Source organism: Marinobacter alkalisoli (assembly GCF_045449855.1).
Lineage (GTDB): Bacteria > Pseudomonadota > Gammaproteobacteria > Pseudomonadales > Oleiphilaceae > Marinobacter.
Genome location: NZ_JBJJLC010000061.1, coordinates 39,831 through 54,273 on the forward strand (window position 1 = coordinate 39,831; position 14,443 = coordinate 54,273).

Consider the following 14,443-nt stretch of genomic DNA (forward strand, 5'->3'; position numbering starts at 1 on the left):
CCTCTCGTTACGGCAATATAAGCGGACTTGCCACGGCTCAGCAAGCCCCGGGCCGGCAATTTTCCTTCGCCGCCCCCGGAGCGCTCCTGCTATGCTCACACAGTAACTGACGGAGATTCGATGGACCCCACGTTCACCCTGATTGGCGCCCTGATGCTGGTCATCAGCATTGTACTGAGCCCGCTTTCAAGCCGGGTCGGTATGCCTGTACTGCTGATATTCCTGATTGTCGGGATGATGATGGGGGAAGACGGTCCGGGTGGCATCGATTTCGACAATTTCGAGCTTGCCTTTGTGATCGCCAACCTGGCGCTCGGGGTTATCCTGCTGGACGGTGGTATGCGCACCCGCGCGGAGACTTTCCGGGTTGGTCTGCGGCCGGCACTGATGCTGGCCACGTTCGGGGTTTTCCTGACCGCCGCAGGCTCAGGCCTGGTGGCGTGGTGGGTGTTCGATCTGCACTGGATGACCGCGCTGCTGATCGGCGCCATCATCTCGTCCACCGACGCAGCAGCAGTGTTTTCACTGCTTCAGGGCCGCGGGCTGCACCTCAATGAACGGGTCAGCGCCACCCTGGAAATCGAGTCCGGCAGCAACGATCCGATGGCCATTTTCCTGACCTTGATGCTGGTCACCATGATCGCGGATAACAGTCAGGGCGCCAACTGGGGCGGCCTGCAGATGCTGGCCAAGCAGTTCGGGATAGGCGGTATTGCCGGCATTCTTGGTGGCCACGTAGTGGTTCAACTGGCCAACCGCATCCGCCTCACACCGTCGCTGTATCCGTTGCTGGTGGCTGCGGCCGGCATTGCCGTGTTTTCCGGCACCAATGCCATTGGCGGCAGCGGCTTCCTCGCCATCTACCTCACCGGCGTGGTGATCGGCAACCGCCCGGTACGCATGATGCCCATGATCCTGCAGGTCCATGACGGTCTCGCCTGGCTGTCGCAGATCAGCCTGTTCCTGATCCTCGGGTTGCTGGTGACCCCATCCGACCTGTGGAGCCTGGCCGGCGCTGGCCTGATCCTGGCCCTGGCGCTTATTTTCCTGATTCGTCCGCTGACGGTGCTGATCACCCTATGGCCATTTGGTTTCAATCGCCGGGAACTGGGCTTTATCAGCTGGGTCGGCCTGCGCGGGGCGGTGCCGATTGTACTGGCGCTGTTTCCGATTATCGCCGGCCTGCCCGATGCCCAACTGCTGTTTCACGCTGCCTTCTTCATCGTCCTGGTGTCGCTGATCGTGCAGGGCACCACCATGGCGCCCCTGGCCCGCAAACTCGGTCTGGAAGTCCCGGCCGGCGAAGATCCTTACCGGCGTCTGCCCCTCGATGTGCCCGCGACCGGTGACCATGAACTGATGTTGTTCCCGTTGCGGGGCGATAACTGGAAAACGCCCCGCCCCCTTGGCCAGCTGCGCTTGCCGTCCAACACCGCCATTGCCGGCGTGTTTCGCAAACGCATCTGTTACCAGCCCAGCCCCGAAATGGAAGTCTCCACCGGTGATGTCATCGCCATGTTCGCCACACCATCCGACCTGTCCGAGCTGGGCAAGGCGCTCAGTGGTCGTCAGGCGCCGAAACATCTCGCCGAACGCGCATTCTTCGGTGACTTTGTCCTCAATGGCGACGCGTTGTTGGGGGATGTGGAACAGGTGTACGGTATCGAGTTTGACGAACTGCCCCCCGAGCTGTCTCTGGCTGAATGCTTCGCACGCCGCACCAAGGGCCACCCGGTAGTCGGTGACAAGGTGATTCTGGGACCGGTCACCCTGGTGGCCCGGGCAACCGAGGCCGACCGCGTCACCAAGGTCGGCCTGAAGATGGACAGCTCACAAAACAGGCGGTCCGGTTAATAGATAACCAAAAAAGTTAACAAAACCCATTAACATGCTTGCGGTCGGCTATGCTATAAACTGTGCCAGACCAATATTAATCATTAGTAACTTATGGCCATGACTGTCCGGATGCCTCTATTTTTGTTCATGTTTGTCGCCAGTCTCCTGGCGCCGCTATCGTCTGCCTCGGCAACCGAGTTGCTGGCCCGTGCGGAATCCCGGATACCCGATGAAAAACCTTCTCTCGATCACCCCCGGGGGATCGACAAAGTACTGGTCCGCAAAAGTGAACGCAGGTTATACCTCATGGATGACGAGGAAGTGGTCCGCAGTTATCGGATTTCCCTGGGAGAGAGTCCCGAGGGGCACAAGCTGTATGAGGGGGACAAACGCACTCCCGAAGGGGACTATCAACTGGACTGGCGCAACGCCAACAGCGATTTCTACAAGTCGATTCATATCTCCTACCCCAATGACCGGGACCAGGAACTCGCGCAGGCCTGGGGCCTGGATCCCGGCGGCAGCATCATGATCCACGGTCTGCCAAACGAAGCCGGGGATATGGCGTTTGCCTACACCGGCCTGGACTGGACCAACGGCTGCATCGCCGTGACCAACGAGGAAATGGACGAAATCTGGAACCTGGTGGCTGACGGCACCCCCATCCGCATTCTGCCCTGACACCTCCGAAGCGCCTGGCATGACGGCAACCAGCTTTCTTTTTTATTAAGTTGTTGTCATAAGGCCAGAACTTTTACGTATCCTTAGTTAACATTTTCCCGCAGAGTGTTTTACACTGTTTGACGACTCCGGTAGTCAAAGCCTATCGGGCCCGGTTTGACAGGACGTCATCTAATGGCTTCTGGATCACAGGAAATAAAACGACCAATAAAGGGGAAAAGATATGCGTAAACTGACGATCGCAGGGTTTGCACTGGCCACCGCACTGACTGCAGGTTGTGCCACCACTGACCAGGGAGCTATCGACGAAGCAAATGCTAACGCGAGCTCCGCTGAACAGACTGCTGAAAATGCCCTGAACACTGCCAATAGCGCTTCCAGCGCTGCACGTTCTGCCCAGCAGACTGCAGACGAAGCACTGGCTGCTGCGCAAGCCGCCCAGCGGGCTGCTGACGAAGCAAACGAGCGTGCCAAGCGTATGCTCGAGCGTGCCAGCCAGAAGTAAGGCTGATACGTCATGAAAAAGGCCGGAATAGTCCGGCCTTTTTCATGCCTGTCATCTGGTGATTATTCCCCGGAATCCGAATCCTTCGGTTTGTTAAGCCCCTGCTTCTGTTTCTCCATGAAGGACTTCAACATATCCATGGGCAGCGGGAACACAATAGTGGACGAATTGTTGTTGCTCATATCCGCCAGGGTCTGCAAATAGCGAAGCTGCATGGCGCCAGAATTGGTGGACATTACCTCGGCCGCTTCCACCAACTTCTTTGAGGCCTGCAATTCGCCTTCGGCATGAATCACCTTGGCTCGCCGCTCACGCTCCGCTTCCGCCTGACGCGCAATAGCACGGATCATGTTCTCATTCAGATCCACATGCTTGATTTCCACGTTAGACACCTTGATGCCCCACTCCTCGGTCTGCGCATCGATGATCTCCTGAATATCAACGTTGAGCTTGTCACGCTCCGACAGCATCTCGTCCAGATCATGTTTACCCAGCACCGAACGCAGTGTTGTCTGCGCCAGCTGGCTGGTCGCCGCCGCGTAATCCTCCACCCGGATAATCGAACGTTCGGGATCCACCACGCGGAAATACAGGACGGCGTTTACCCGCACGGTGACATTGTCCTTGGAGATAACATCCTGACTCGGTACGTCCAGGGTGATCACACGCAGGTCCACCCTCACAATCTGTTGGATGCCGGGGATGACAATGATCAGACCCGGCCCCTTCACGCCCTGGAAGCGGCCAAGGAAAAAGACCACGCCACGCTCGTACTCAGGCAGTATCTTGATCGCCGACCCAATAATCAGAAGCAGCACCACCGTGGGTGCAAGATAGGGAATCAGATCACCGAACATCATAACGTCTCCTTCGTTGGGTTTGTCATCGTGTCTCCCGGCTCCACAACCACCGTCAGCCCTTCTATTGCCGTCACATTCAGCTCATCACCGGTCTTGACCGGGGAGCTGCTGGTGGCGTTCCAGCGTTCACCACTCATACGCACATGCCCATGGTAGCTGCCATCCCTGGACTCGAAATCATCCAGGGCCCGGGCCCGTTCATGGGAAATCTGTTCCGGACCGCTCACCGGATGCCGTTTGCGCAAACCGATGAATCGCGTCGCTGTCCAAAGGATGAAGCCTGCGGCAACCGCTGCGGTTCCACCCACCATCGGCAGCGAAATATCCCGGTGACTGCCATCCATAAGAATCACCGAGCCGGTTATAAAGGCGACAATCCCGCCTATACCCAATATGCCAAAGCTGGGCATAAAGGCCTCCCCGACGATGAACGCCAGACCCAGCAGGATCAACGCCAGGCCAGCGTAGTTCACTGATAGCACCTGGAAGGCGAACAGGGCCAGAATCAGACAAATGGCTCCGATAACACCCGGGAAAATGGCACCCGGGTTGGAGAGTTCGAAAATGATGCCGTAGAACCCGATGATCATCAGGAAATAAGCGACGTTGGGATTGGTGATGACCGACAATAAGCGGGTGCGCCAGTCTGGTGCTGCGTGCACCAGTTCGAGGTTGGCCGTTGCCAGGGTGACCTCTCCGCCTGCCGTCCTGACGGTGCGGCCGTCTATCTGCCTCAGCAGGTCGGGCAGGGTACTGGCGACCACGTCCACCACGTTCTTTTCCAGGGCTTCTGTGGCGCCCAGGTTAACCGCTTCACGTACGGCCTCTTCCGCCCAGTCGGCATTGCGACCGTGACGCTCCGCCAGACCACGGATATAACTGACAGCGTCTTCCAGCACCTTGCGTTCCATCGCCGTTCCGCCACGGCGTTTGCTGTCGCTTTCACTGGCTTCTTTTTCGGAATCACTATCCGTTTCGGCGTCCTTGCCATCCTCGGCTTGCTCGTCAGGCTCTTCGGCCGGTGGATCATCCATGCCCGGAACCCCACCCATCTGCACCGGGGTTGCGGAGCCCAGGTTGGTGGCCGGCGCCATGGCGGCAATGTGACTGCCATAAAGGATGTAGGTGCCGGCACTGGCCGCGCGGGCTCCCTCGGGGGAGACGTAGGTGGCAACCGGCACGGATGAGGCGAGAATGTCCTTGATGATTCCGCGCATGGACTCCATCAAGCCCCCCGGAGTGTCCATCCGGATGACGACCAGCCCCGCGCCCTCCGATTCCGCACGCTGTATGCCACGCACCACGTAATCCATGGTCGCCGGGCCAATGGCGCCCTCGACAGTCAGTACCAGTGCGGTATTAGAGGCTTTTTCCTGCGCGTACACGGAATAGGCCAGGGAACCCAGTGCCAGCATGCTCCCCAGCAACAATACGAACAGTGACCAGGTCAGGCCCTTGGAAGAAGGTGATCTCATGGGACGGCTCATCTTCAGTACTCCTCCCCGGATCAAAACAGTGGATCAGAACATTCTGGCCAACACCGATACCGGCAGCCGCTTCATCAGGAAGCCCAGTGGTGTCCATGGCCATCCAGGCACGAAACACTCGGGTTTCTCCGATTCGATCGCTTTAACCATGGCCTTGCAGCCAGTTTCCGCATCCACGATGAAGGGCGTGTTTTTCACTTTCTCATTAATCTCAGTACGAATATAGCCCGGATACAAGGTTGTGACCCGAATTGGAGACTTTTGTTTCACCAGCTCCACCCGCAAGCCTTCCATCAGGGCCGCCAGACCGGCCTTGGTGGCCGCATAGGTCGTGACATTCTTTGGCATCCCGCGCACTGCCGTCACCGACGATACGGCAACCAGGTGGCCCCGGGTCTGCTCGCGGAATATCTCCATGGCGGCCTCGATCTGGGCCAGGGCCGACACGAAGTTGGTTTCGGCGGTTTGTTTGTTGGCGTGGAAGCGCCCGGTCCCCAGGGGTTGGCCCTTACCAATACCGGCGTTGACGATGATGCGGTCCAGAGTGCCAAACTCCGACTGGAAACCCCGGAATACCTCGAATACCTGTTCGTGATCGTTCACATCCAGTGCCTGGAGGCTGATACGAATAGCCGGGTACTGTCGCCGCAGCTCGTCCCGTAATGCTTCAAGCCGTTCCGTGCGACGGGCACACAGCGCCAGATTGTCTCCACGAGCGGCAAATTCCCTGGCCATGCCTTCGCCAAGGCCGGAGCTGGCGCCGGTGATCAGAATCGTACGCGTCATGGGGTGTCCTTGTTATTCTTGAATGGATAGAGGGACCGGCCTCAGAACCAGAGCTGTGGCCCCGTTTCGTTGCGGTCGACATCAGCCGGTTTTTCCGCGTTACTGTCGTCCGATGCCAGCTGGCGGACCTGGACCCGTTCTCCCACCATGGTGGGAAGGCCATCCGCCTGATCGACGGCGAGCTCTATGGCGCGACGCTGGATTTCAACGCCGGGTCTGCGCTGAAGGAAGCTGTCCAGCGCTTCCGTCACCTCCTGCCACAACCACTCCCGGTCCTGGTCGCTGTATTCCTCATGGGGACGATGCACTTCCAGCCAGACTTCCCCGCCAGACAGACCAATCTTTACCGGCTGCTTGATCACCCGTACCGGCGTGCCCTTGCTGACCTGGTAAACAAAGCGTGAAATGTCCTCGTTGTACATGCGGAAACAACCGTGACTGACCTGCATACCGACCCCGAACTGCTTGTTGGTGCCGTGGATCAGGTAGCCCTCCTCACTGAGCATAAGGGCATGACTGCCCAGCGGATTACCGGGACCAGGGGGGATCATTCTTGGCAGGTAGTCACCCGAGGCCTCGTATTCGGCACGAATGCTGGCCGGCGGGTACCAGGCCGGCGACTCCAGCGGCATGGTGACTTCGGCATCCGTCAGCGGCGACGGGTTGTCATCGGTGCCCACGCCGACCGGGTATACCTGGACACCCTTGTCGGTGAAGTAATACAGACGATACTCCGCCAGGTTGATGACGATGCCCTTGCGCTCAACATCGGGCAGGACATACTGACGGGGCAGGGTGATGCGTGTGCCATCCCCCGGCAGCCAGGGGTCAACACCGGGGTTGGCTTTCACCAGTTCCAGATAGCCCAGACTCAGGTCATTACCAATGGCGGCGAAGGTATCCTCATACTTCGTAGTAAACACGGACAGCGACCCGGCGAGATCCCCGTCGATGGCAAACGCCGGCACTCGCGGTTTGCGATCCGGCGCTTCAGCAGCATCGATGACCCGGGTCTTGTCCTGTTCCGCGCCATAGGCGCCAGTCCAGGACAGAACAAAGCCGACCGTCATCAACGCCAGAATTCGTTTACACCACATAGCTTTTCCACACCACAAAGAAAACCCCTTGAGCGGGCACTCAGGCCGTAGCCAGGGCCGCCCAGACCGTTGCAATCGCCAGGACAACGAAAAGAACACTGGCACCAATACGGGCCGTTGCCAACGGCAAACGGTCCATTAACCACTTACCCGCCATAATAACCGGAATGTTGGCCAACAGCATCCCGACGGTTGTACCGATAATAACCCAGACGGTCTCTGTGTATCGTGCCGCCAGCACCACGGTTGCCACCTGGGTCTTGTCGCCGATCTCGGCGATAAAGAACATCACGGTAGTCGCCATGAACGCGCCCATGCCCAGAAACTTCGAGTCGTCGCTGTCATCCTTGTCAGGAATCAGCAACCACAGTGCGATGGCGACAAAGCTCACGGCCAGGATCCAGGGCAGCCAGGTTTCCGGTATCCATTTGGCAACCCAGGCCCCCAGCATGGCCGAAAGCGCATGATTCAGAACCGTTGCGACAAAAATACCAAGAATAATGGGCCAGCGCTGGGCGTAACGCGCTACCAGGAACAGTGAAAGCAGCTGGGTCTTGTCACCTATTTCAGCAATGGCAACGGCGAGGGTAGAAGAGAGAAAAGCGTCCATGAAATGCCCCAGGGCGGAATTTCAGACATGAGACAGCCACCTTCCGCCCTTTGGAGGTGTCTGCCTCAGGTCTTGCCAATCTCGCCACTATTCCACTATCTGGTTAGGGCGGGACACGATAGCCATGGGGATTGGGCCCCAAGTATGTTGACTACCATCCGGTCCGCTGAGCTCACAGCGGGCGGAGGCTACTCCCCTGAAGGAAGCTGCATACTACCCGATGCCAATTTCCAGTTCAATTACGCTCGCATCCGCCATACCGGTATGGCTGCCACCGCCACGAACAGCGCCACCAGCCACCATGCCGAATGAAAGGCGTCGATGGTGGGAATACCCCCGGCGTGGTCCCCGAACTCAATGGTCAGGGCAACGATGTTGACGCCGTAGGCGCCGCCAAGCTGCCGGGTAAAATTAATGGTGCTGGAGCCCGCCCCCAGGTCCTGGGGCTCAAGCGGATTCAGGGCGCCGGTCGACAATGCGGGCAACATGAACCCCAGGCCAACCCGGCCGAGGATGGTCCACAACGCCAGCCAGCCAAACGCGAGCTCCAGATCGGACAACGCGAACAACGCCGCAGATGCTGCAAACAGCACCATGCCGAAAACGACCAGGGCGCGGGAGCTGTGCTTGTCAGCCAGCCGCCCCGCCAAGGGAAAGGTCATGCCCAGGGCGATACCCGCAGGCAGCATCAACAGCCCCGCCTCGGTGGCAGAGAAGTTCAGGGCGGTTTGGACAAACAGGGGCACCAGATACGTGGAGCCAAACAACGCCAAGCCAAGGGCGAGGGCTCCAAGATTGGCATAGAGAAATACCGGCTGGCGCAACAGGCGGAGATTCAGCAATGGGTGGCTGGTTCTGCGCTCCCGCCACACGAAAAGTAACAGGGTAGTCACCGCGACCAGGCCTTCCAACACCAGCCAGTAGCGACTGTCGGCAGCATTTTGCAGCCGATTCAGCGCGTCCAGAGACACCGCGATGGTGGACCCCAGCAATAACAGACCGGGCAGGTCAAAGCGATAGGGAGCTGGCCGCGACACCGGCAGCGGCAGAAAACGCCAGGCCATGAATACGCCCAGCAAGGTGACCGGCGCAGGTGCAAACATCACATAGCGCCAGTCCAGCTGATCGACCAGAAAGCCGCCCAGAACCGGTCCCAGTGCGGGCGCCAGGATGACGCCCATGCCATAGATCCCCATCGCCTGACCACGACGCTCCCGGGGGAAAATCCGGAACACCAGGTACATACCCATGGGTTGCATCAATCCGGCCATGGCACCCTGACCGATGCGGGCGGCGATCAATTGTTCCGGGGATGACGCAAACCCACCCGCCAGAGAAATCAGACTGAACAAGGCCATGGCTGTTGCCAGAGTCTTGCGGAGACCGAAATGGTCCAGCAGCCAACTGGAGGTCAGCATGGTGGTGGTCATGGCGGCGATAAAACCGGTCGCCAGCCAGTGAACCTGGCCCTGACGAATCCCGAACTCCAGCATAATATCGTGCAGTGCCACGTTGACCACCGTGGCACTCAGCACCGTTGCCATGGTACCCAGCATCACTGTGAAAACAGCCAGCCAGCGCCAGCGTTCACCGTATCGGGCCTTCAGCCCCTCCACCGTATTATCACTCAGAGCGAATGCTCCTCCAGGCCGGGTTCGTGCGTTTTATTTCTGCTTTTCGGCGTTTTCCAGAATCTTGTGAAAAACTTTGATGGCACAGTCGATTTCCTTGTCGGAAATCCCGTCCAGCATTTCCTCCCGCAGCTTGGAGGCACGCTCGGTCAGATCCTCCATAAAGGCACGACCGTTATCCGTCAGGTGCAGACGTCGGGCGCGGCGGTCATTGGGGCACGGGCGGCGTTCAATGAGGCCCTGCTGCTCCAGACTGTCCAGCAGACGGACAAGGGTGGGATTCTCGATGGCCATCAGGCTGGCGAGTTCACGCTGGGTCAGGCCTTCGCCCCCTTCCCTGAGATAGACCATAGTGGTCCAGCGTGCCTGCGTCACACCCAGATCCTTCAGGCGCTCGTCCAACAGTTTGCGCCAGCGGCGGGTGACCCGGGCAACGGCAAAGGGAAACTGATCTCTCATGGTCGGGAACTCCGATTAGGGACTGAATAATCACATAAAGCTAACAATAGTAAGCTAACCATTGAAATGAAAACAGATATTAATACAGAAACAATATTGGGGAAAACCGAAAGGCGGGCGGAAAAAGCCCGCCTGGACAGGCTATTGCAGATTCATCCGGTCTGGCGAAGTTGCTCTTCTTCCTGCATTTCCATGCTTTCCGGGGATTCGTGGAAGTCCTCGTTGCGGGGATCGATTTCCGTCAGGACCGCAGAGGTTTCCGGCATGGCCGGGACGAAATGTTCCTGGTCCACCACCGCCACATCGTCGGTATGGGTAATACGGTAGCTGGTCACCACCGCCAGCAACACCAGGAAGCCGGCATTCCCGAGGAACAATCCCCTCGGCCCCAACACGCTGATCAACTCCGCCATAACGATCGGCCCGATCACGCTGCCGATGCCATAGCTGAGCAACAGAGTCGCACTGGCGGCCACAATGCGATGACTGTCCATCCGGTCATTGGTGATCGCAACCGCAATCGGGTAAACCATGGCCGACAATCCGGTAAACAGGCCTACCAGTATCGTCAGTATCCATATTGTGCCCGCACCCAGTACAGCAACCAGACCCGCTGCTGTGGCCGCAGTCAACGCCACCCAGCACATCACCCGCCGCCGGTCAAAGCGGTCACACACACGACCAAGGGGCCACGCCAGCAGCATCGCCGCAATGATCGCGCTGGCCATGAAGGTGGATGTCCGGGCGACATCCAGCCCCACCATGGTGGCGTATACCGGACCGAGGGCGTAGAACGAGCCGATCAACACACCGCAGATCAGGGCTCCGGCAACACCACTGAACGATTCCCGCCCAAGCTTGAAAAACGACATTCGCTCGGCCTGCTCAATGACCGGAGCCTCCATTGTCGTCAGGGACAAGGGAACCAGCGCCAGCACGAGCAACATTGCTGCCAGCGAGAACGGCATGAAGTTCGCCGGATCACCGATGTTCACCACCAACTGGCCACCGGCGGCAGACAGGTAGAAAACAAACTGGTAAACCGCAAACAGGGCCCCCCGGTTGGCATTGGTGGCACGGCTGCTGAACCAACTCTCGATCACCACCAGTACGCCCGCCATGCTGAACCCCGACAATACCCGCAGGACCGCCCAGAAAATCATGGAAATGGCCATGGGGTACATCAGTGATGTGACGGCAGCCACAGCGGCGAATACCGCAAAAGCCCGAATATGGCCGACACGGGCAATGACCTTCTGGACATAGAGAGTGCCCAGGACAAACCCGATGGAATAACACACCAGCACCCAACCGATAATGTCCGGTGCGATGGATTCAATGCTCAGGCGGATACCCAGCAACGTCATCAGAAACGCGTTGCCGCTGACCAGCAGAATGATGCTGAGAATCAGGGCAGAGAGGGAAGTGACCATTCGGGTCATCTGACAGGCTCCGGACGTTACAGGCTTGCACTGGTGGATTGTGACAAAACATAGCAGCAAGGGCCGGTTTTTGCCGGTGGCGAATTAGAGCAGGCGCAGCCCGGCGTGACCACTACGCACTTCCCGAAGCCCGCCTCACAGCGCGGAAACTCCGACAACAACTCGCTGGGGCCCGCGGCATGCCTGACTTTGACATTGTTTTACATTAAGGTGACGTAACAGAACTGCCAGCAAGGAGCGGGTACCATTATTCAGGAGTTATTCCGAGGCTCCCTAGCTATTCACTAAACCCGTGAGCGCCTGTTATGAAAAAAACGGACTGGCCCATCCGGTGGGATCTGCTGCTTCGCTACCGCCTGATTGAGATTATTGCCCTGTGGGAAGGACGGCTGACGACCAACCACATCTGCCACAGCTTTGGCATCGGACGGCAGCAGGCCTCCAAGGATATCAATACCTATCTGCGGGAACTGGCACCCGACAACCTGGTTTACGACCGGCACCTGAAGGGCTATGTGCCCGCGACCGACTTCCGCCCGGTGGTCACCCGTGGCCAGGCCAGTGAATATCTGGATCTGCTGGCTCGCCAGGAGCATCTCAGTGACACCTTTGAAACCCTGAACATCAGCCTTCCGGACAGCACCGTTGTGCAAGGCCCCCACCGGGTGGTGCAACCGGACGTCATGCGTGCGGTGGTAACCGCCACCCGTCACGGGCGCCAGTTGAAAGCCGGTTACGCCTCACTCGCTCAACCGGCCATCACCCAGCGTCTCCTGGAGCCCCATACTCTGGTCTGCGTTGGCCACAACTGGCACCTCCGAGCCTGGTGCGAAACCACCGGGGCGTTCAGCGATTTCGCCCTGAGTCGTTTCCGGGGCGAGCCGGAAGCCTCTCGGATGAAATCACGCCACACCGCCCACCAGGACGATGAATGGAATCGCGAGCTGACGCTGGTGCTCACTCCCGACAGCCGGCTGAGCAAGGAGCGCCGGGAGATCATCGCCGCAGACTACGGCATGACCAACCATCGCCTTGAGCTGGACACCCGCGCGGCACTGGCTCCCTATGTGCTGTCCCGCCTGGGCGTGGCGTTGGACACCCCGCATCCGGACCCACTGGTGCAACAACTGGAACTTGCCAATCCCGAGCAGGTAAGCCTGGGAAGCACCACCCAGCAAAAAGCCGTGAAAGCGGTGGCGGGGCTTTGCTAGAATCGGCCGGTGACATTACACGCCACCAATCGCCTTATCACAGCATTCACAGCCCTGATGCTCTGGCTTCCTGCCGGAGCCATCGCCGCTGGCTGTGGTTCTCCCGCAACCGCTATCTCTCAGGTCCAGGGCCATCAGGAAAGCTCCCCGCTGGCGGGCAAAAAGGTCACCGTCGAGGGAATCATCACCCTGGATTCCCGCCACCGGGGTGGCTTTCGCGGCTTTTACCTGCAACAGGCCGATGGGGAGACGGATAACAACCCGGCCACTTCCGAAGGCCTGTTTGTCTACACCAACCGCACAACCGCCAAAGCAGGCCGCCGTGTGCGGGTGAGTGGCAAGGTCAAGGAATTCCATGGATTGACGGAGCTTACCGATATCCGGCAGGTGCTGGATTGTGGCAAAGCCAGGTTACCGGAGCCGGTCACCGTCCGGCTGCCCTGGCCCGGTAATCACCCGCCGGAACACCTGGAAAACATGCGGGTGGCCGTGGCCGGCTCCCTCACCGTCATCGATAACTACCAACTGGCCCGCTACGGCGAATTGACCCTGGCAAGTGCGCCTCAAAGCATACCGACCGACATTCTCGATCCCGGCCCGGAGGCCATCGAACTACGGCAGCACCAGCAAAAGCACCGGCTGTTGCTGGACGACAATCAAGGTGTACGCAACCCCGATCCAACACCTTGGCCGACTCCGTCGCTATCAGCCAACAACACCGTGCGTGCGGGCGATACCGTGAGCGCCCTGGATGGCGTGCTCGATTTTCGCTTTGACGCCTGGCGCCTCCAACCCATCACCGCCCCCCGCTTTCACAAGGACAATCGTCGTCCGGAAGCCCCTGAACGAGCGCCGCAAACCAGTTTGCGCCTGGTGGCTCTGAACCTGGAGAACTACTTCAACGGCGACGGTCAGGGCAGCGGCTTCCCCACACCACGCGGTGCGGAGACATCCTCTCAGTTTGCAAAACAGTCTCGCAGACTGGTCGCCGCCCTGACGCTACCCGACCCCGACGTCATCGCTGTCACGGAGCTCGAGAATGATGGCCACGGGAAACACAGCGCCCTGGCGACGCTGGCGCAGGCAATGGGCGACCACTGGCGTTATGTCATATCGGATGAAGACGCCGGTAACGATGCCATTCAGACCGGCTTACTGTACCGGGCCGATCGCGTGGCACCGGTGGGGCCAGCGAAACGACTGGTCACCGGTCCCTTCAACCGACTGGGGCGGCGCCCCCTGGCCCAGGTGTTCCGGCCACTGGAACATGGCCGCAGTGTCCGCATTATCGTTCCGCACCTGAAATCCAAAGCCTGTCGCGGCGCCAGCGACAGCAACCGGGATCAGGGTGATGGCCAGGGTTGTTACAATCACCGCCGCACCACCGCCGCCCGTGCCCTGGTGCGCTGGGCAAGCGAACTGCCGCAACCCCAGGGCCTGGCAGGCACCCTGATCACCGGTGACCTGAACAGCTACACCCGGGAGGAACCACTGCAGGTGCTCTACCAGGCGGGCTACACCAGCATGGTTCACCACTTTCACCCCTGTACGGCCACGGGCTGCCCGCACCACACCTATCGCTATCGGGGGCGTCATGGCAGCCTGGATTACGCACTGGCCTCACCGGCGCTGGCGCCGAGGGTGACCGGCGCCTGGAGCTGGACTGCCAATGCCGATGAGCCCAGGGCGCTGGGCTACCGGAATGCCGCTCAAACCCCGGAGGACTTTCCCTGGCGATCCTCTGATCACAACCCGGTCATCACCGATCTCGCTCTCTGAACACCCGTTCCGCAATTGCTCGGCTGCCGCCACTCGCGGGCGGCAAGGCCATCGTCCAT

13 protein-coding genes are annotated in these 14,443 nt (G+C 59.4%); 5 read left to right on the forward strand and 8 right to left on the reverse strand.

The annotated features are described in order from the left end of the window. Window positions 1-120 precede the first annotated feature (120 nt). The 3 genes from ACJO5Y_RS20330 to ACJO5Y_RS20340 all read left to right on the forward strand — a co-directional run bounded on the left by ACJO5Y_RS20330 (window position 121) and on the right by ACJO5Y_RS20340 (window position 3,022). Window positions 121-1,854, forward strand: a complete 1,734-nt coding sequence (locus tag ACJO5Y_RS20330) for a potassium/proton antiporter (RefSeq protein ID WP_406989709.1) — start codon at window positions 121-123, stop codon at window positions 1,852-1,854. A gap of 111 nt (window positions 1,855-1,965) precedes the next feature. Continuing rightward, window positions 1,966-2,517 carry a L,D-transpeptidase family protein gene (locus ACJO5Y_RS20335; protein ID WP_406989710.1) on the forward strand — a complete coding sequence of 184 codons (552 nt, stop codon included), beginning with the start codon at window positions 1,966-1,968 and terminating at the stop codon, window positions 2,515-2,517. A 223-nt stretch (window positions 2,518-2,740) separates the two neighbouring features. Beyond that, entirely contained in the window at window positions 2,741-3,022 is a 282-nt protein-coding gene (locus ACJO5Y_RS20340; protein ID WP_406989712.1) for an Lpp/OprI family alanine-zipper lipoprotein, read from the forward strand. A 62-nt stretch (window positions 3,023-3,084) separates the two neighbouring features. On the opposite strand, the gene ACJO5Y_RS20345 is transcribed toward ACJO5Y_RS20340, so the two are convergent. From ACJO5Y_RS20345 to ACJO5Y_RS20380, 8 genes are all read right to left on the reverse strand, one after another. Beyond that, a complete protein-coding gene (locus tag ACJO5Y_RS20345; RefSeq protein ID WP_406989757.1) occupies window positions 3,085-3,879 on the reverse strand; it encodes a slipin family protein in 795 nt (264 codons plus the stop codon). Next, window positions 3,879-5,357, reverse strand: a complete 1,479-nt coding sequence (locus ACJO5Y_RS20350) for an NfeD family protein (protein WP_406989714.1) — start codon at window positions 5,355-5,357, stop codon at window positions 3,879-3,881. The genes ACJO5Y_RS20345 and ACJO5Y_RS20350 overlap by 1 nt, the downstream gene beginning before the upstream one ends. 45 nt (window positions 5,358-5,402) lie before the next feature. After that, window positions 5,403-6,155, reverse strand: a complete 753-nt coding sequence (locus tag ACJO5Y_RS20355) for an SDR family oxidoreductase (RefSeq protein WP_406989715.1) — start codon at window positions 6,153-6,155, stop codon at window positions 5,403-5,405. Between the two features lie 41 nt (window positions 6,156-6,196). Further along, entirely contained in the window at window positions 6,197-7,252 is a 1,056-nt protein-coding gene (locus tag ACJO5Y_RS20360) for a L,D-transpeptidase family protein (protein ID WP_406989717.1), read from the reverse strand. A gap of 40 nt (window positions 7,253-7,292) precedes the next feature. Then, window positions 7,293-7,862: a TMEM165/GDT1 family protein gene (locus ACJO5Y_RS20365; protein ID WP_406989719.1), complete on the reverse strand. Its 570-nt coding sequence runs from the start codon at window positions 7,860-7,862 to the stop codon at window positions 7,293-7,295. 239 nt (window positions 7,863-8,101) lie between these two features. Then, window positions 8,102-9,493, reverse strand: coding sequence for a DHA2 family efflux MFS transporter permease subunit (locus tag ACJO5Y_RS20370; RefSeq protein ID WP_406989758.1), 1,392 nt, complete (start codon window positions 9,491-9,493; stop codon window positions 8,102-8,104). 33 nt (window positions 9,494-9,526) lie between these two features. After that, entirely contained in the window at window positions 9,527-9,952 is a 426-nt protein-coding gene (gene slyA / locus ACJO5Y_RS20375; RefSeq protein WP_406989721.1) for a transcriptional regulator SlyA, read from the reverse strand. A gap of 152 nt (window positions 9,953-10,104) precedes the next feature. Beyond that, window positions 10,105-11,394, reverse strand: coding sequence for an MFS transporter (locus ACJO5Y_RS20380; protein WP_406989722.1), 1,290 nt, complete (start codon window positions 11,392-11,394; stop codon window positions 10,105-10,107). A gap of 305 nt (window positions 11,395-11,699) precedes the next feature. On the opposite strand from ACJO5Y_RS20380, the gene ACJO5Y_RS20385 reads away from it, so the two are divergent. Next, window positions 11,700-12,605, forward strand: coding sequence for a helix-turn-helix transcriptional regulator (locus tag ACJO5Y_RS20385; protein WP_406989724.1), 906 nt, complete (start codon window positions 11,700-11,702; stop codon window positions 12,603-12,605). 9 nt (window positions 12,606-12,614) lie between these two features. Then, complete coding sequence (locus ACJO5Y_RS20390; RefSeq protein WP_406989726.1) at window positions 12,615-14,384, forward strand: ExeM/NucH family extracellular endonuclease; 1,770 nt, start codon at window positions 12,615-12,617, stop codon at window positions 14,382-14,384. The last annotated feature ends 59 nt before the right edge of the window (window positions 14,385-14,443 follow it).

Bases quoted from the DNA above. Each gene is read 5' to 3' on its own strand.
- ACJO5Y_RS20330 (WP_406989709.1), top strand. From the start codon at position 121: ATGGACCCCACGTTCACCCTGATTGGCGCCCTGATGCTGGTCATCAGC.
- ACJO5Y_RS20335 (WP_406989710.1), top strand. From the start codon at position 1,966: ATGCCTCTATTTTTGTTCATGTTTGTCGCCAGTCTCCTGGCGCCGCTA.
- ACJO5Y_RS20340 (WP_406989712.1), top strand. From the start codon at position 2,741: ATGCGTAAACTGACGATCGCAGGGTTTGCACTGGCCACCGCACTGACT.
- ACJO5Y_RS20345 (WP_406989757.1), bottom strand. From the start codon at position 3,879: ATGTTCGGTGATCTGATTCCCTATCTTGCACCCACGGTGGTGCTGCTT.
- ACJO5Y_RS20350 (WP_406989714.1), bottom strand. From the start codon at position 5,357: ATGAGATCACCTTCTTCCAAGGGCCTGACCTGGTCACTGTTCGTATTG.
- ACJO5Y_RS20355 (WP_406989715.1), bottom strand. From the start codon at position 6,155: ATGACGCGTACGATTCTGATCACCGGCGCCAGCTCCGGCCTTGGCGAA.
- ACJO5Y_RS20360 (WP_406989717.1), bottom strand. From the start codon at position 7,252: ATGTGGTGTAAACGAATTCTGGCGTTGATGACGGTCGGCTTTGTTCTG.
- ACJO5Y_RS20365 (WP_406989719.1), bottom strand. From the start codon at position 7,862: ATGGACGCTTTTCTCTCTTCTACCCTCGCCGTTGCCATTGCTGAAATA.
- slyA (WP_406989721.1), bottom strand. From the start codon at position 9,952: ATGAGAGATCAGTTTCCCTTTGCCGTTGCCCGGGTCACCCGCCGCTGG.
- ACJO5Y_RS20380 (WP_406989722.1), bottom strand. From the start codon at position 11,394: ATGACCCGAATGGTCACTTCCCTCTCTGCCCTGATTCTCAGCATCATT.
- ACJO5Y_RS20385 (WP_406989724.1), top strand. From the start codon at position 11,700: ATGAAAAAAACGGACTGGCCCATCCGGTGGGATCTGCTGCTTCGCTAC.